Genomic DNA, 16,269 nt, shown 5'->3' with positions numbered 1-16,269 from the left:
TACACAGTTTTCCAGAACGGGAGGATTGACCGAAGGGCCAGCAACGCAGCGAAAAATCTCTGAATTAATCATTGTACGCAGGTTGCAAATGTTTGTGAGAGCACCCCCTAGTTCCTACAATGGGAAAACTAACCACTGGTTCTAAAACCCTGGAGGAATTCATGAGTCGTCCGATCATCCTCGGTATTGTGGGCGATAGCGCCGCCGGTAAAACGACCTTGACCCGGGGTATTGCCCAAATCCTCGGCGAAGACCAGGTCACCATTATCTGCACGGACGACTACCACCGCTACGATCGCAAACAGCGCAAAGAGATGGGCATCTCGGCCCTGCATCCCGACTGCAACTATATCGACATTATTCAGCAGCACCTGGGCCTGCTGCGTACCGGCCAGCCCATTCTCAAGCCCATCTACAACCACAGCAGCGGCGAGTTTGACCCTCCCGAATACATTGAGCCACAGCGCTTTGTCATCGTTGAGGGGCTGCTGGGCTACTCGACTCGGGCCTGCCGCGATGCCTACGATGTCAAGGTTTATCTGGCTCCGCCCGAAGATCTGCGCGCCAACTGGAAGATCAAGCGCGACACCCGCAAGCGTGGCTACACCCCCGAAGAAGTAATCGACCAGATTAAAGCGCGGGAACACGATTCTGAAGCCTTTATTCGTCCCCAGCGCCAGTGGGCCGACGTGGTGGTGAGCTTTTACCCCCCCGAAAACGAAAAGAGCGAGGATGAGCTGCTGCTTAACGTGCGGCTGGTCATGCGACCTACCATTCCCCACCCCGACTTTACCCACCTGCTCGAAGACAAACACGGCGGCTCCCTCAGCGATGCGGTGCGTATGGGCCTCGATCGCGACATGGGTAAGCCCGTAGACGTGCTCGAAGTCGACGGCCACGCCACCGAAAAGCCCGTGCAGGAGCTAGAGCGCACCCTGTGCAGCGAAATTCCTTACCTGGGCCAGTTTTGCAGCATTGAGGGCAACACCGACATTGGCAAGGTGGTGGGCACTACAGGCGAAACCCTGCAAAGCTATCCCCTGGCGCTGACCCAGCTGCTGATTACCTACCACATGCTGAAGGCCGCCAACATCTACGCCTAGGGACTGGATAAACTGGACCATCGCTGCGGCTCGTTCGAGCGGTGTTGCCCGTCTGATTCACTGATGCCGCGACTAAAAGGGGGCTCGACACAGTCAGGCCCCCTTTGCTGTTACCGGGTCAAAACCCCGTTTATTGCTGAGATACTGCTTCGCTTCGGGTCAGTTCGCTTAGCATCATTTGAATAAAGTTAGAGGCAATCTCTGCCGACTGGTCGTGGGTAGCGAAGACGATCGCCAGGCTGCTAGCGTCGCCTGCCCCGTAGCACAGGATGCGAAAGCTGCCGTCCTCGAAGTAGCCGGTGCGATCGATGCCGCCCTGGTCAGACTCAACGCCCAGGGTCTCAATCAGGCGATCGGCCCGGGTGAGACAGCCTTCCACATCGGTCTCTAAAAGCTGGTCACCGCTGGCAATTTCAGGACGAGCGATCGCGGGCAGGGTGAGGGCAACCAGGCTTAGGCCGGTTAGAGCGATCGCGCCGAGATACCGATGCAATAGATGCCGTTTCATAAAAATTACACTTAGCGTCACAACAGAGCCGCTTCCCTTGAGGGCGCACCGCCACTGGCTCAGCCAGCGGCGGGCTTTTGCGTCACGGCCTATCTATGTAATACGAGGCGGTACCCCTGTTTCCGGATGCCTTAGCGATGCCCAAACGCAAAAAAAGCGCCGAAGGCTTGCCTTCGGCGCTTTGGGGTGTTGAGGAGTGAACGATTAATAATTAATGTACGGGTGGAGTATGTCGCTGAGGTAGCCTCGGTATGTCAAGGCTGTGACATTTGTCATCCCCGTTTTCAACGCCAATAGTCTAGGCTAATCTTCTCAAGCCAGCGTCTGGCCCTGTCCTTTACCCTGCTCCTGTGCCTCTGTGACTCAGCCCGATGCCCTGCGCGCTTTGCTCAACGCTGTCTCTCAGGGGCAGCTCAGCCCCGATGCCGCCTTTAGTCAGCTCAAATATCTCGACTTTGAGCCCATTGACGACTTTGCCAAGGTCGACCATCACCGCAGCCTGCGCACCGGCTTTCCTGAAGTGATCTGGGGGCCGGGCAAAACCGTGCACCAGATTGTGCAGATTATGCGCAGCCTGCATCAGCGTAACCCGGTGGTGATGGCCACCCGCATTGAACCCGAGGTCTATGCCCAGGTGCAGCAGCAGATTCCAGGGGTGCTGTACTACGAAATGGCCCGCATCTGCGCCCTGGTGCCCTTAAACCGCGCTGCTCAGCACCCCGGCAAGATTGGGGTGCTGACGGCGGGCACCGCCGACCTGCCCGTGGCCGAAGAAGCCGCCATTACCGCTGAGCTGTGCGGGTTTACCGTCAAGCGCCTGTGGGACGTCGGGGTGGCTGGGCTGCATCGCCTGCTGCACCACCGCCACCTGATTCGCGATATGGATGTGCTGATTGTGGTCGCTGGCATGGAGGGAGCGCTGCCCAGCGTGGTGGCAGGCCTAGCCGACTGCCCGATTGTGGCGGTGCCCACCAGCGTAGGCTACGGCGCTAGCTTCAACGGTCTTTCGGCCCTGCTGACTATGCTCAACTCCTGCGCGGCAGGTATTGGCGTCGTCAATATCGACAACGGCTTTGGGGCCGCAGTGCTGGCGGGGCAAATTTTACGAACCGGGGCACGGCTGGGTAGCAGGGGAATGGACAAGTAGGTGGGTGCGGTCCCTGAGCAGAGTCGAAGGGAGGGGAGCGTAGGTGGGCGGCAGTCCCTGAGCGAAGTCGTTTGTCCTGTGGACAGGCTTCGCCAACGCGCTAGCGTCTCCCGCAGGAAGAAAGGGGACGAGTAGATGAACAAGCTGGTGGAGAAACGGGATGGGTTCCTGCCAGTCTATTGCAGCTCGTTGGGGAGGGCGGCTGGCTTGACGGCAATGGTTTGATCGCGACCGTCGCGATGAATTTCAAGGTTGAGGGTGTCGCCGATGGCGCTGGCCTCAACCCTGGCCTGGACATCCGGAGGACTTTCGACAGGGTCACCTTCGATGGAGCGGATAACATCGCCAATCTCTAGGCCAGCGGCTTGAGCCGGACTGTCGGGCAGTACACCGACAATGAGCACGCCGGGCTCATCGTCGTCTAGCTTGAGGTTGAGCTGCTGCTCTTCGTTGATGCGCTCCACCATCTCCGCCGACAGCTCTACCATCTGAATGCCCAGAAAGGGGTGCTGCACTTCGCCCGTGGCAAACAGCTGGTCGGCGATGCGTTTGGCGGTTTCGATGGGGATGGCGAACCCGAGCCCCTGGGCGTTGGCGCGAATAGCTGTGTTCATACCAATTACCTCGCCCCGGTCGTTAAGGAGGGGGCCACCGGAGTTGCCGGGGTTGATAGCGGCATCGGTTTGAATGAACTGCACCCGCTTGTCGGGAATGCCCACCTGGTTGCTGCTGCGGCCCAGGGCGCTGATAATGCCTGCGGTGACGGTGTTGTCGAGGCCGAGGGGGTTGCCGATGGCGATCGCCCACTGACCAGGGGCCAAATCTTGAGTGCTGCCCAACTGCACTGAGGGCAGATCGGCGGCGTCAATCTTAATCACGGCCACATCGGTAACTGAGTCTGTCCCTACTACCTGGCCTTCGAAGTCGCGCCCGTCGCGCAGAGTGACCCGCACGGTTTTAGCGCCCTCAACGACATGGGCATTGGTAATAATGCGCCCATCGTTGGAGAGAATAAACCCCGAGCCGGTGCCCTGCTCCAGGCGATCGGGCAGTTCAGAGGGGGGCAGCTCTCCTTCTTCTTCAAAGAAACGGCGAAAGAAGGGGTTATTAAAGGCATCGGGACTAATGCTGGGCACGGTGCGTTCGGCATCAATACGCACTACTGCTGGCCCTACCAGCTCGACCGCCTGGGCGATGAAGTTTTGGTCTTCGCCTCCAAACTGACCGATCGCTGGCGAGCCTTGTGCTGGTTCGGCTGCCCGAGTCAGCGCAGTCGCTAGGGTGGAGGGAATTTCTTCTACGGCCTCGCCCGTGGCCTCGGCAGAGTCTTCTGAACCCGCCTGAGAGACGTAGTAGTGGCCTGCCCAGCCTGCGCCGCCGCCCACGACCAGAGCTGCGGCTACCCACGCAACTGGCTGAGAAAACTGCTTTGGCAACGAATCCATGCCGATGACCTCTGCTACTACTATGCCTGTGCTTACCCAGCCTGGGCCCCCGGTGGCCAAAATCACCCACTTTTGGGGGTGATCATACTCTAGCGAATATTCTTTAGCGAAAAAGAACTGGCATAGCTGACCCCAGTAGCCAGAAAATTTTAGCGCTAACTCTAGGTGTAGCTCTGGATACTACAGGCCAGCAACACCTCTGGCCCCTACCTCTGAGCAATTTAGCCTGTCTTGCCTATTATAGAGGCTGTACCCTCTGGACGATTTTTGATCGCCTGTAGGGCCAGCATTCGATGGGGCTAAAGCGCAGAACTTATATGGTGTTGCACGTTTTACGTACGAGTTGGGGATCGCGCCCGTGGCTCTATAGTCTACCCTTGAGCCCGGGGCGCAGAGTCTGGGTATCTGGCCTGATAGCCGGGCTAGCGATGACTGGATTGATGCCGATAGGACTGTCGCCTCGGGCGATCGCTCAAACCAGCTCGACCGCCTGCTCCCAGCCGGTGCTGTCACGGCTGACTCGCCATCGGGTCGCCCCAGGTGAAACCCTGGCGGCCATTGCTCAACGCTACAGCCTGCTGCCAGCCACCATTATGGGTCTCAATGCCTCTGCCCAGGGGGGCACCGTCAGCCCCGGACAAGAGCTGCTGATTCCGCCCTACAACGGCATTCGCGTGGCTGTAACCCCAGGGCAAACCTGGGAGCAGGTGGCCCAGACCTACAACAGTCGGGCCGATGTGCTGTTCGAGGTCAACGGCTGCGTGGGCACAGTGCCCTCAGCGATTTTTGTGCCGGGGGTGAACTGGTTTCCGGGAGTGCGGACTACGGCTGCAGCAACTCCGGTCGAACGCCAAAGCCCGCTCCAGGGTTATCCGCTGCCGCAGCGATCGCAGGTGATTGTCAACTATGGCTGGCAGCCCGATCCGGCCCAGGGCAAGCTGGTGTTCAACACCGGAGTGGCGCTGGCCAGCCCGGCCAGTGCGCCGGTTTTGGCGGTTGGCCCCGGCACGGTAGCCTTTGCTGGCCGCGACTCGGTCTACGGCAATTTAGTTGTTGTCAACCATCCCCAGGGCCTGCAAACCCGCTACGCCAACTTAGACACCCTTGAGGTGCGGGCCGGGCAGGCGGTGCGCCAGGGCGATCGCCTGGGTCCGGTAGCCCCCCAGGCTGGTAGGGATGAATCGTTTGTATTCTTTGAGGTGCGGCTTAACTCCACGATGGGCTGGGTGGCCCAAGACCCCCAAGATTTTGTGCCCGCTATGGTGCTGCGTTAGGGGGACTGCCGGTCTGGGCAGTATGATCACCACGGCTGGGCTAGCATACTGGCGCGAGCGGGTAAGACCGCCTACAATTGGCCGTAGTAGGGCACGGGTAGCGATCGGTATGTGAACCAGTGGCCCCAGGTGGACGCCCTAGGTAAGCTTTATGGCACAGCATTTTTCTCAGCGGCCCTTGCGTACTCCTCCAGCACCATTTTCTGAGGCCCAAGACCCGACTCTAACCTCAGGCTTGTTTTGGGCGCGGCTGCTCACCTATCGCCCGCTGTTTTTGCTGGGCGGGCTGTGGCTGGCTCTGGTCTGTGTCTCTGCGATCGCCTACCACGGCCTGATGTTCAACGAGCCGATTGAAGAGACGGTCTACAGTGAAGCGCCTCTCACGGTCGTTGAAGCGTTGCCAGAGTCTCTACCGACACCCTCAGCTGATGCTGCCCCCGTCGAGGATGCTGCCCTTGCTGCCGCTGTCTCCGGGGCTGGCCCAGTGCAGTCTGGCTCGATTACACTGTGGGCGCTGTTTAGCCTGGTGGGGCTGTGCGGCTTTGGCTGTTTTGTGCTGACGCAGCAGATTCGGGCATCGGCCCGACCGACCAAGCGCAAAAAGCCTCGTCCTCGCCCGGTGGTCAAGGCCCCTGCCCCACCGCCCCAGCCCAAGCGCCTTGCTCCCTACTCGCCCCAGCGCGACGGGGTGGTTGTACCGGGGCATAGAATTATTGAGGCTCCAGCGCCCACGTTATCGGCCCCTGTAGCGCTCCCTGGCTCGCGGGTTCGGCCTCAGCCCCAGGGCGCACCTCTTCCTCAGGCGGCGCAGCAGCTGACGGCGAACAGGTTACAGACAGTCCCCAGGGCGATGTCACGGTCAAACCCTTCGCCTCAGCCCAGTCCTCAGGCGGCTGCGCTGCCCTCTCGCAACCCGTCGGTGGTGCCCGATGAGGCCGACCTGGCTCTAGACTGGCCAGAGGGCAGCGTCGCCCACGCTCTGGATGTGCGCCAGCGGCGATCGCTGTCATCCTTTATGTAGGCGCTTTCCTGTAGGGGCTTTGAGTCAGCTTCCCGTTATCTATCACCCCGACTATGTGGCCCCCCTGCCCGACGGGCATCGTTTCCCGATGCCTAAGTTCCGGCTGCTGCGCGATCGCCTGCTGCACGACGGCGTCATTACTGCCGACCAAATCTATCAGCCCGGCGAACCACCCCCGGCCTGGCTGGAGTTTGTGCATCACCCGGCCTACGTTAACGCCTACCGCCAGGGCACTCTAGATGCCAAGGCCCAGCGCCGCATTGGTTTGCCCTGGAGTAGCGCCCTGGTTAAACGCACCTGTACGGCGGTGGGAGGCACGATTCTCACCGCCAAGCTGGCGCTGGAGCGGGGGCTGGCCTGCAACACCGCTGGGGGCACCCACCACGCCTTCCCTGACTACGGTTCTGGCTTTTGCATCTTTAACGATCTGGCGATCGCCACCCGCGTGCTGCAACAACAGGGCCGAGTGCGGCGGGTGCTAATTCTCGATTTGGACGTTCATCAAGGGGATGGCACTGCCTGGATCTTTCGCGACGACCCCACTGTGTTCACCTTCTCCATGCACTGCCATGAAAATTTTCCCGCCCGCAAGCAGGCCAGCGACCTAGACGTGCCCCTGGCCCTGGGCATGGAGGATGAGGCTTACCTGGATTGTCTAGCGCAGTACATTCCCGATCTGCTGGCCCAGGTGCGGCCCGACCTGGTGCTCTACGATGCCGGGGCCGACCCCCACAAAGACGACCTGCTGGGCAAGCTGGCGCTGAGCAATACGGGAATTTTTGGGCGCGATCGCTACGTGCTAGAAACCTGCGTCAGGGCGGGCTACCCCGTCGCCTGCGTCATTGGCGGCGGCTACGGCAAATCGATGGATGACCTGATCTTTCGCCACTCGCTGCTCCACCGGGCCGCTGCCGAGGTATACCAGGCACAGGGCTTATAATTGAGGCTTTGCGGCTGGGTCGAACGATGAATTGGGTGATCGCCACCTTCTACAAATTTGTGCCCCTGAGCGAGCCAGCGCTGCTGCGGGTCGAGCTGCTAGAGCGCTGCCTGGGCTGGGGGCTGCGGGGCACAATCCTGCTGGCTAGTGAGGGGCTGAATGCCACGGTGGCAGGCGATCGCCAGGGCATTGATCAGCTCCTAGCCTGGCTCCACGCTCATCCTGAAATTGGGCCGTTCACCCAGCAAGAATCCACTGCTGAGCAGGCTCCCTTCGAGCGCATGAAGGTGAAGCTCAAGCGGGAAATTGTCACCCTGGGACGGCCCGAGGTTAACCCGGCCCAGCAGGAGGTCGGCACCTATATCCAACCCCAGGACTGGAACCGGGTGATCGCCGATCCTGAGGTTGTGCTGATCGACGCCCGCAACGACTTTGAGGTGGAACTAGGCACCTTTAAGGGCGCAGAAAATCCTCAGACTCACTCGTTTCGAGAACTGCCCGACTACGTAGCCACCCGCCTCGACCCGGCTCAGCACAAAAAAGTAGCGATGTTTTGCACCGGCGGCATTCGCTGCGAGAAAGCGACTGCCTATCTGCGATCGCAGGGCTTTGAGCAGGTCTACCACCTCCAAGGCGGCATTTTGAACTACCTCAAAACCGTGCCTGAAGCCGACAGCCTGTGGCAGGGCGACTGCTTTGTCTTTGACGATCGCGTTGCCGTGGATCACCACCTCAACCCCACCGACCACGAGCTTTGCCTGGGCTGCGGCCATCCCGTCAGCCCCGCCGAACAGGCGTCTCCCGAGTACGAGGCGGGCATTTCCTGCCCCCACTGCTACGGCGAGCTGACCCCAGAGAAGCGATCGCGGCTAGCCGCCCGGCAGCGCCATCGCTAACCTATTTTGGCGATCGGGCGTGGCAGCGCTGGTGAGATCAAGATTGTAGCCAGAATTAATGACGCGCCCTAACCCGCCCTGGCCCTGCTCGCCAAGCCTGTCAAAGCCTTCTCCATCCAAAATCGCCAATCGTTCGACAAGCTCACTACAAGTCCAAAATCCATGTCACCCACCCATTCATCTCTGCAAGCGCTCACCTACGGCCCCACCGATGGCTCCGCCGACTGGTGCCTGGTGGCGCTTCACGGCTGGGGGGCCAATGCCGCCGATCTGGTGGGGCTAGCGCCCTATCTGGGCCTGGATGGAGTCATGATGGTCTTTCCCGATGCGCCCTGGCCCCATTCCCAAGCGCCGGGAGGCCGCATGTGGTATGGCTTTCCGGCCGGGTATGACTTTCGCCGTCCCCACGATTTTACGGTTCAGGCCGATCTGAAAACCAGCCAGGAGCGGCTCAAAACCTGGCTGCTGAATCTGGCCAAAACAACCCAAATTCCCCTGGAACGCACCATTTTGGCCGGGTTCTCCCAGGGGGGTGCGATGACGCTCGATGTGGGGCCGCAGCTACCCCTGGCGGGGCAGATTGTGCTCAGCGGCTATCTTCACAGCCCGGCTCAGGTTCCCGTCACTCCCCGCCCGGTAGTAATGGTTCACGGCACGTTTGACCCCGTGGTGCCGATCGCGCTGGCTGAGCAGGCTAAAGCGGCTCTGGTGGCCCAAGGCCAGCCTGTCACCTGGTACGAACTAGCGATGGGGCATGAAATCCCGCCCCAGGTTATGGGTTTAATTGCCGGGTTTTGCGAAGATTTGAGGCAGGGCCGCGAGAATACCCTGGCCAACCCTTTAGGATAAAGGAAGGTGAACTGACCCCAGACTGTGATGGTCAAGGACCGGCCCCAAGGGGAAATCGCGCAGCAGCAGGGCAGATGTCGCTAAGGGGGAAAAGACTATGCAAAGCCTACATGTTTCGCAGCAGGCTGTCTCAGATATGACACCGGATACGGTGGCTGAGCTGGCTCGTCGCCTTGAAACCGATGCCTACGACAACGCCTTTGAGGGGCTGCAAGACTGGCACTTGCTGCGGGCGATCGCGTTTCAGCGACCCGAGCTGGTAGAATCTTACGTCTATCTGCTCGACCTCGAACCCTACGATGAGTCGTAGCGGGTTTCGCCCCAAATCCTAGCTGCACATCCCCGATTGGTAGGGACGAACGGTGTTCGCCCTGGCTTGCCTGTGGTTAAATCGAGGTTTCCGCATTCACATTGGGCATGACGGACAGGTCTACAACTGGGGAAGCTCGTCGTGTGCTGGTGGGCATCAGCGGCGGTATTGCTGCCTACAAGGTGTGCTCGGTGATCTCATCGCTCGCCAAGGCAGGCGTGGCGGTGCGGGTGGTGCTAACTCAGCAGGGGCAGGCCTTCATCCCGTCGCTGACGGTGGCCACCCTGTCGCGCCACCCCGCCTACACCGACGAAATGTTTTGGCAGGCGACCCAGGGTCGCCCGCTGCACATTGAGCTTGGCGAATGGGCTAAACTGCTGGTAATTGCGCCCCTGAGCGCCAACACGCTGGGCAAGCTGGCCCACGGCCTGGCGGATAATTTGCTAACCAACACTGTCCTGGCCTCGACCTGTCCGGTGCTGCTGGCCCCGGCTATGAATACCGACATGTGGCAGCAGCGGTCGGTGCAGCGCAACTGGCGCCAGCTTTTGCAGGACGATCGCTACCACGCCATTGACCCTGGTCGTGGGGTACTGGCCTGCGATCGCGTTGGCACCGGGCGTATGGCCGAACCCGACGATATTCTTACCCATATTCACTCGCTGCTGCACAGTGGGGGCAAGCGCGACCTGGCGGGCCAGCACATTTTAATTAGCACCGGCAGCACCCGCGAACACCTCGACCCGGTGCGCTTTATCGGCAACCCGGCCAGCGGCAAAATGGGTATTGCCCTGGCCCAGGCGGCGCTGCACCGAGGGGCGGCTGTCACCCTTGTTCACGGCCCCCTAGACAACTCCCTCAAAGCCCGCCTGGGCGGAATTCAGGCTGTAGGCGTCACCACGGCGGAGGACATGCACCGGGCCATGCTCACCCACCTGCCCCAGGCCGACTGGGTGGTGATGGCCGCAGCGGTGGCCGATGTGAAGCCCGCCACCCAGGCCACGACCAAGCTCGCCAAGGCCGATCTGCCAGAGTTGCTGCCCCTGGCCCCGGTGCCCGATATTGTGGCCGACCTGGCCCAGAGGCGATCGCCCCACCAGCGCCTGATTGGCTTTGCGGCCCAGACCGGCGACATCGTGCCGCCCGCCCTCGACAAGCTCCAGCGCAAGGGGCTAGATGCGATCGTGGCGAACCCGATCGATGTGGCCGGGAGCGGGTTTGGGGGCGATCGCAACCAGGCGGTTTTGCTGACCAAATTGGGCGACAAGCTCGTCATGCCCCCCTGTACCAAGCTTTCCCTGGCGCACCAGCTCTGGGATGCTCTGCTGAAGGCCAAGTTTTAGGGCGGCTACCCTGTTCATGCCGCTATCCCTGAACCTCTACAATGGGGCTGTTCTAACTCTGCTGGTTGCTATGACTGCCACCCCTGCGCCTAACCTGCTCTCTAGCGTGGTTAACCAGGTGCTCGCCATCAAGCCCCTGTGGAATTTTGCCAAAAGACGCGCCCGCCACATGATGGTCACCCGGGCCGAGGCCATTGGCGTGCCCTGGCGAGAGCGAGTTCAGGCGCTGCGGAGTCGCCAGATTGCCTCTAATTCCGATACTGCGGTATCTGTGGTTGGGGTAGAGGAACTCTCGCCCCTCTGGCAGGCTGAGCTGGACTCGGTGCAAAACCCTCACCTCGTCTACCCCGACTACTACACCACCAGCTTTCACGCCTACGACGAAGGTAACTTGGGCTGGCAGCCCGCGATGGAGGTCGAGGTGGCGGCCCAGGCTGTACATGCCAAAATTTGGCCCGAGGCCGGGGCCGCTGGCGACGATCGCCTGCGCCAGAGCTACCACGACGTGCTGCTCGCTCACCTGCCAGAGGCTCCAGAGGCCATTGTCGATATCGGCTGCGGCATCGGCATGAGCACCGAGGCGTTTCAGGCGACATTTTCCCAGGCCCGGCTGACCGGGGTCGATCTGTCGCCCTACTTTCTCGCTGTTGCCCAGTATCGGCAGCACGAACGGCGCGAGAACGGCGAGCCCTCACCGGCTACCCCCATCACCTGGCACCATGCCGCAGGTGAGGCCACCGGGCTTCCGACTGCTTCCTACGACCTGGTTTCGGCCTGTTTGATCTTTCACGAGCTGCCCCAGTCGGCGGCGAGAGCCATTATTCAGGAGGCGCGTCGGCTGCTGCGCCCGGGCGGGCACCTGGCGATTATGGATATGAACCCGCGATCGGAGGCGATTCAAAAGCTGCCGCCCTTTGTCTTTACTCTGTTGAAGAGCACCGAGCCCTACCTAGACGACTACTTCACCCTCGATCTTGAAGCTGCCTTTGTCGCCGCCGGGTTTGAGCGACCGATGGTGACTTTTAACAGCCCCCGCCACCGCACCTTTATTGCCAAGGCCGTTTAATTTCGCCCTGGGGTTGCGTGGCGTGGCCCATGCGCTTAGCTCTGGCCTGGCTGATAGAACGGAGCTGGGTGCGATCGCAGGTCTCATGCGTTTACCTATAGCGCCCCTGGACCGTATCGCTGCCGATTCAATCAACTGTTTGACTTGGTCAGTGGTCAACTTGGCATTCTGCCCAGGGCAAGTACACTTGAGCGGATGGTGTGGGGCATAATCTGGGCATACGGTGCCGCTACCGCTTCCATCCCTCTGCCCAAAGCTAAGGTCTATGAAACAAGCCAGTCCCGCCTCGGGGGAAACCCTAGAACGCCTCAAGCTGACGATCTACCTGGTACCTATCTTTGGACTGTTGCCAGCGGCCTACAGCCTGTGGCAGAAACAAGGTAGTCGTCAAGAACTGGCCGTCAGTCGGCTGGTGGTGACCCTGGCTTTGACCTGGGTTGTTACCTACGGTTTGCTGAGCGCGGGCAGCCATCTGGCTCCAGGGCTGTCGCTGCGGCTTTTGATTACCAATACCCTGGTGACTACGGGCTATACCCTCACTAACCTGGTGCTCATGGTGCGTCTGCTCCAGGGAAAATCGGTCAATTTGCCCGGTTTCAGTCGATTGAGCAGGCGGTTGCCCTAGGTAATAGTTACCGATCGAGCTTTGCTTTGGGTTTAGGCCGACCCTGGGGCGATCGCTAGAGAATCGTGCGTATTCACGTAATTTTTCCAGCGCTGACGTATATTACGTGGGTCGGTTGTCTAAATTGCTGCTAACATGCAGCTAAAAATTTTGCAGGCTCTTGCTCGACTGAGCGACTGGGTGGGCCTGCAAGTTATGCAGCGTTCACTTTTATTGCCCCTCGAGGTCCCTGGTGTCTCAACGTAACCCTCAGCATCTCAAAGCCCATCCACCCCAGGGTCATCCTCAGAAAATGCCGGTTCAGAAGCGGCGGCGCATTCCACGTATGCTGGGGGTCGGCATTGCCCTGGCCGGAGTTGCTGCCGTATCCGGCGTAGCGGGCGCGTTTTTGGCGGTCTCCCTATCGGCGGCCCCGCTACAGCAGCAGCAGCTCAGCGCTGACGAAGCTGGGGCATTTAGCCAGGAGACGCCCATTTCGTCGAGTGGCAACCTGCGTCTGCCGCGCCTGACCCGTCCCGTCAACATTCTGGTGTTGGGCGTTAAGGTGCTGACGACCGATGTTAACGAGGTGCCGCCCGAACTGCAGGATGTGGGTTATCACGCGCTGGTCAACTCCTTTGATGGCCTGTCAGATTCGATGCTGCTGCTGCGGTTTAACCCCCAAACCGAGCAGCTGGTGGTGCTGTCGCTGCCCAGAGATACCCGTACCTACGTGCGCGGTCGGCTGACCAAGCTCAACGAGGCCAACCGTGACGGCGGCCCGGCTCTGGCGGCAGAGTCGGTGAGTGACCTGCTGGGCGGGGTGGCGATCGATCGCTACGTGCGCATCAATGTACAGGGAGTTGAAAAGCTAATTGATGCCCTGGGCGGGGTCACAGTCAACGTGCCCCAGGACATGAAGTACCAGGACGACAGCCAGCATCTCTACATCAACCTCAAGGCGGGCGAGCAAACCCTTGACGGCAACAAAGCACTCCAGTTTTTGCGCTTCCGCTACGACTCCCAGGGCGATATTGGCCGCGTTCAGCGCCAGCAAATGTTTATGCGCGCCCTGGCCGAGCAGACCCTCAACCCAGCCACGATCACCCGCCTGCCCAAGATTCTTTCGGTGGTGCAGTCCAATGTCGATACCAACCTCACCGTCGAGGAGCTGTTGGCCCTGGTGGGCTATGGCGCACAAATCAATCGCTCCAATGTGCAAATGCTGATGCTGCCCGGCACCTTTAGTCGTCCCCAAGACTTCAAGGCCAGCTACTGGCTGCCCAGCTACAACGATATTGACGGCATGGTTGATCAATACTTTGGGTTTGGCACCCAAACCGTGACCACCACTAGCGACCCCAGCCGCGTACGGGTGGCCATTCAAGACAGTACCAACAACCCAGTGGCGGTGCAGGCCCTCACCAATGCCCTGCGCGACAGCGGCTATTCCAACGTGTTTGTCGATAAATCCCTCAACGAGCCGCTGCCGATTAGCCGCATTGTGGCCCAGCGCGGCGACGGAGCCACGGCTGAAATGGTGCATCGATTCTTGGGCATTGGCGAAGTCCGAGTCGAAAGCACCGGGGCTCTCAACTCGGATATCACCATTCAGCTAGGGCAAGACTGGAACCAGGGCTTAGGCGAGTCGCTGTAGTCAGTCGCTCTCAGGAGGTTTTGACGCGCTAATGATGTGAGAACGCTACCGGAGGACGTAGACTGGCTGGGTAGCGATCGCATTGGACGAACCTCTATGGCGCAGTGGGTTTGGGGCGCAGCCGCCCTCGCCGGGCTCAGCACAGTCAGCATCCCCTCGCTGGCCAGTGCTCAAACATCTCTGCAGGTGGTATACCCCCCTAACGACCATCAAACTACGGCAGCACAGATTTTTTTCATCGGTACAGGTGCCCCCGGCCAGCCGGTGTTGCTCAATGGTGAAGCGATCGAGAATCGCAGTGAGGCCGGTCACTTTGCCCCCTCGCGGCCCCTGGCCCCTGGCCCCAACACCTTTACCCTCACCCAGGGCGACCAAACCCTGTCGATTACGGTGACGCGGGTGGCCAGCGGGCCAACCCTGCCTACAACCTTGGGCTTTGCCGAAGGCTCGCTGCTGCCGGGGGTCGATATTGCACACCAGCCCGGCGACTGGGTCTGTCTGGGGGCCGTGGCTCCAGCCAATGCTACGGTGACCGCCGCCCTGGCAGGACAGACCTATACCCTGCTGCCCCAGGGCGATCGCGCCGATTTGCCCCCCAACTCGGCTGTTCTCACCGACCAGACTAGCCCTATCGCCACCGCTGGCCCCAGCCGCTACGAAAGCTGCTTCATGGCTGAAGAACCGGGCAATTTGGGCCAGCCCGTCTACCGCCTCACCCAGGGCGGCTCTACAGTGATGGATGCCGCCCCCGGTTCTGTGAGTATTTTGGATCCTAATGCGATCGAGGTCGTCGAAGTCACCGCTGCCGCTGGCGTCGCCCGCACCGGCCCCAGCACCGACTACTCACGCCTGACGCCCCTGCCCCAGGGCACCCGCGCCCGTGTCACCGCCCGCGAAGGAGACTGGCTGCGCCTCGACTACGGCGGTTGGATTCGGGCCAGCGAGACGGTGGCTGTAGCTGGGTCTGGACTGCCGCGATCGCTGATTCGCGGCGTTACCTCCCGCCAGGTGCCGGGCTGGACCGAAATTCTCTTCCCCCTGCAAGTTCCTGTACCGGTTGACGTGCAGCAGGGCACCGACACCTTGACTCTGACGCTGCACAACACCGTGCCCCAGACCGACACCATCTACGTCACCGACGACGGGCTGATCGATCGCTTCGACTGGAACCCCGTACTGCCCGACCAGGTACAGTACCGCATCAACCTGAAACCCGACCAGCAGTGGGGCTACAAGCTGCGCTACGAGGGCACCACCCTGGTGCTCTCCCTGCGGCAGCCCCCCTCAATTCAGGAGAATCAACCCTTATCGGGCACCACCATCCTGATTGACCCCGGCCACGGCGGCGACGAACCAGGCTCACGCGGCCCCGACGGCACCCCTGAGAAAGCCCCCAACCTCAATGTTGCTCTGCTGCTGAAAGCCGCCCTCGAAGCCCGTGGGGCAACCGTCATCATGACCCGCACCGACGACAGCACCGTCGCCGTTAACGATCGCCCCGCCCAGATCAACCAGGTTGAACCCACCCTTGCCCTCAGCATTCACTACAACGCCCTGCCCGATAGCGGCGATGCCCTGAATACCGCCGGCATCGGAGCCTTCTGGTTCCACACCCAGGCCCACAGCCTCGCTCAATTTCTCCACGACTACCTGGTGAGCGAACTCGATCGCCCCTCCTACGGCGTCTTCTGGAACAACCTCGCCCTCACCCGCCCCCACGTCGCTCCCTCCGTGCTGCTCGAACTCGGTTTCATGATCAACCCCACCGAATTTGAGTGGATCGTAGACCCGCAACAGCAGGCGAGACTAGCCGAAACCCTGGCGGAAGGGGTGGAGATGTGGGTGCGGCAGGCGGTGGAGAAGTGAGGGCGTGAGGAAGGTGGGGAGATGAGGAAGGTGACGAAGAGTTTTTGAGGTGGAAACATGGACAGGGGTTATGAACCGCAGGGTTGAATGTTGCCTACCAACCTATTTGCAGAACAGAGGTTTAAACCGATGATCAGCCAATCCTTTCCGTGAGGTCCAGGACGACGGAACGTCCTGGTCGATGGGGGTCTGGGGCCAGCGAAATGGCCCCAGCGGTAGGTTTGGCTTTCGACCCCAACT

Annotated in this window: 15 protein-coding genes; 13 read left to right on the top strand and 2 right to left on the bottom strand. The window is 60.7% G+C overall.

Annotated elements, in window-relative coordinates; translation table 11 throughout:
- Nucleotides 1–161 precede the first annotated feature (161 nt).
- Complete coding sequence (locus tag ACQ4N7_RS02885; RefSeq protein WP_430710125.1) at nucleotides 162–1,103, top strand: phosphoribulokinase; 942 nt, start codon at nucleotides 162–164, stop codon at nucleotides 1,101–1,103.
- Nucleotides 1,104–1,233: 130 nt separating this feature from the next.
- Here ACQ4N7_RS02885 and ACQ4N7_RS02880 read toward each other — a convergent pair whose 3' ends face one another.
- Nucleotides 1,234–1,611 (bottom strand): hypothetical protein, encoded by a 378-nt coding sequence (locus ACQ4N7_RS02880; RefSeq protein WP_430710124.1) that lies wholly within the window; start codon nucleotides 1,609–1,611, stop codon nucleotides 1,234–1,236.
- Between the two features lie 358 nt (nucleotides 1,612–1,969).
- Between ACQ4N7_RS02880 and larB the strand changes: the two genes are divergently transcribed.
- On the top strand, nucleotides 1,970–2,758 hold the full coding sequence (gene larB / locus ACQ4N7_RS02875; RefSeq protein ID WP_430710123.1) for a nickel pincer cofactor biosynthesis protein LarB: 789 nt from the start codon (nucleotides 1,970–1,972) through the stop codon (nucleotides 2,756–2,758).
- A gap of 176 nt (nucleotides 2,759–2,934) precedes the next feature.
- Here the strand turns inward: larB and ACQ4N7_RS02870 are convergent, their stop codons facing one another.
- Nucleotides 2,935–4,203 carry an HhoA/HhoB/HtrA family serine endopeptidase gene (locus tag ACQ4N7_RS02870; RefSeq protein WP_430710122.1) on the bottom strand — a complete coding sequence of 423 codons (1,269 nt, stop codon included), beginning with the start codon at nucleotides 4,201–4,203 and terminating at the stop codon, nucleotides 2,935–2,937.
- A 428-nt stretch (nucleotides 4,204–4,631) separates the two neighbouring features.
- Between ACQ4N7_RS02870 and ACQ4N7_RS02865 the strand changes: the two genes are divergently transcribed.
- From ACQ4N7_RS02865 to ACQ4N7_RS02815, 11 genes are all read left to right on the top strand, one after another.
- On the top strand, nucleotides 4,632–5,477 hold the full coding sequence (locus ACQ4N7_RS02865) for a LysM peptidoglycan-binding domain-containing M23 family metallopeptidase (RefSeq protein WP_430710121.1): 846 nt from the start codon (nucleotides 4,632–4,634) through the stop codon (nucleotides 5,475–5,477).
- 151 nt (nucleotides 5,478–5,628) lie between these two features.
- A complete protein-coding gene (locus ACQ4N7_RS02860; RefSeq protein ID WP_430710120.1) occupies nucleotides 5,629–6,498 on the top strand; it encodes a hypothetical protein in 870 nt (289 codons plus the stop codon).
- An 88-nt stretch (nucleotides 6,499–6,586) separates the two neighbouring features.
- Entirely contained in the window at nucleotides 6,587–7,438 is an 852-nt protein-coding gene (locus ACQ4N7_RS02855) for a histone deacetylase family protein (protein ID WP_430710335.1), read from the top strand.
- A gap of 26 nt (nucleotides 7,439–7,464) precedes the next feature.
- Nucleotides 7,465–8,334: a rhodanese-related sulfurtransferase gene (locus ACQ4N7_RS02850; RefSeq protein WP_430710119.1), complete on the top strand. Its 870-nt coding sequence runs from the start codon at nucleotides 7,465–7,467 to the stop codon at nucleotides 8,332–8,334.
- A 162-nt stretch (nucleotides 8,335–8,496) separates the two neighbouring features.
- Complete coding sequence (locus tag ACQ4N7_RS02845) at nucleotides 8,497–9,183, top strand: alpha/beta hydrolase (RefSeq protein ID WP_430710118.1); 687 nt, start codon at nucleotides 8,497–8,499, stop codon at nucleotides 9,181–9,183.
- 97 nt (nucleotides 9,184–9,280) lie between these two features.
- Nucleotides 9,281–9,493, top strand: a complete 213-nt coding sequence (isiD, locus tag ACQ4N7_RS02840) for a protein IsiD (RefSeq protein ID WP_430710117.1) — start codon at nucleotides 9,281–9,283, stop codon at nucleotides 9,491–9,493.
- Between the two features lie 107 nt (nucleotides 9,494–9,600).
- Nucleotides 9,601–10,836: a bifunctional phosphopantothenoylcysteine decarboxylase/phosphopantothenate--cysteine ligase CoaBC gene (coaBC, locus tag ACQ4N7_RS02835; protein ID WP_430710116.1), complete on the top strand. Its 1,236-nt coding sequence runs from the start codon at nucleotides 9,601–9,603 to the stop codon at nucleotides 10,834–10,836.
- Nucleotides 10,837–10,906: 70 nt separating this feature from the next.
- Entirely contained in the window at nucleotides 10,907–11,902 is a 996-nt protein-coding gene (locus ACQ4N7_RS02830; protein ID WP_430710115.1) for a class I SAM-dependent methyltransferase, read from the top strand.
- Nucleotides 11,903–12,167: 265 nt separating this feature from the next.
- Nucleotides 12,168–12,527 (top strand): hypothetical protein, encoded by a 360-nt coding sequence (locus ACQ4N7_RS02825; RefSeq protein WP_430710114.1) that lies wholly within the window; start codon nucleotides 12,168–12,170, stop codon nucleotides 12,525–12,527.
- Nucleotides 12,528–12,819: 292 nt separating this feature from the next.
- A complete protein-coding gene (locus ACQ4N7_RS02820) occupies nucleotides 12,820–14,163 on the top strand; it encodes an LCP family protein (RefSeq protein WP_430710334.1) in 1,344 nt (447 codons plus the stop codon).
- A 96-nt stretch (nucleotides 14,164–14,259) separates the two neighbouring features.
- Nucleotides 14,260–16,029, top strand: coding sequence for an N-acetylmuramoyl-L-alanine amidase (locus tag ACQ4N7_RS02815; protein WP_430710113.1), 1,770 nt, complete (start codon nucleotides 14,260–14,262; stop codon nucleotides 16,027–16,029).
- The last annotated feature ends 240 nt before the right edge of the window (nucleotides 16,030–16,269 follow it).

Origin of the sequence: Nodosilinea sp. AN01ver1, assembly GCF_050565655.1 — a bacterium.
In the GTDB taxonomy this organism is placed as follows: domain Bacteria; phylum Cyanobacteriota; class Cyanobacteriia; order Phormidesmidales; family Phormidesmidaceae; genus Nodosilinea.
The sequence above is the reverse complement of the archived record's forward strand: the minus strand, read 5'-3'. Positions and strand labels throughout refer to the sequence as shown.

Coding starts and splice junctions, on each gene's coding strand:
- ACQ4N7_RS02850 (WP_430710119.1), top strand. CDS start 7,465: ATGAATTGGGTGATCGCCACCTTCTACAAATTTGTGCCCCTGAGCGAG.
- ACQ4N7_RS02880 (WP_430710124.1), bottom strand. CDS start 1,611: ATGAAACGGCATCTATTGCATCGGTATCTCGGCGCGATCGCTCTAACC.
- coaBC (WP_430710116.1), top strand. CDS start 9,601: ATGACGGACAGGTCTACAACTGGGGAAGCTCGTCGTGTGCTGGTGGGC.
- ACQ4N7_RS02885 (WP_430710125.1), top strand. CDS start 162: ATGAGTCGTCCGATCATCCTCGGTATTGTGGGCGATAGCGCCGCCGGT.
- ACQ4N7_RS02820 (WP_430710334.1), top strand. CDS start 12,820: ATGCCGGTTCAGAAGCGGCGGCGCATTCCACGTATGCTGGGGGTCGGC.
- ACQ4N7_RS02865 (WP_430710121.1), top strand. CDS start 4,632: ATGACTGGATTGATGCCGATAGGACTGTCGCCTCGGGCGATCGCTCAA.
- ACQ4N7_RS02845 (WP_430710118.1), top strand. CDS start 8,497: ATGTCACCCACCCATTCATCTCTGCAAGCGCTCACCTACGGCCCCACC.
- ACQ4N7_RS02830 (WP_430710115.1), top strand. CDS start 10,907: ATGACTGCCACCCCTGCGCCTAACCTGCTCTCTAGCGTGGTTAACCAG.
- ACQ4N7_RS02855 (WP_430710335.1), top strand. CDS start 6,587: ATGCCTAAGTTCCGGCTGCTGCGCGATCGCCTGCTGCACGACGGCGTC.
- isiD (WP_430710117.1), top strand. CDS start 9,281: ATGCAAAGCCTACATGTTTCGCAGCAGGCTGTCTCAGATATGACACCG.
- ACQ4N7_RS02860 (WP_430710120.1), top strand. CDS start 5,629: ATGGCACAGCATTTTTCTCAGCGGCCCTTGCGTACTCCTCCAGCACCA.
- ACQ4N7_RS02815 (WP_430710113.1), top strand. CDS start 14,260: ATGGCGCAGTGGGTTTGGGGCGCAGCCGCCCTCGCCGGGCTCAGCACA.
- ACQ4N7_RS02825 (WP_430710114.1), top strand. CDS start 12,168: ATGAAACAAGCCAGTCCCGCCTCGGGGGAAACCCTAGAACGCCTCAAG.
- ACQ4N7_RS02870 (WP_430710122.1), bottom strand. CDS start 4,203: ATGGATTCGTTGCCAAAGCAGTTTTCTCAGCCAGTTGCGTGGGTAGCC.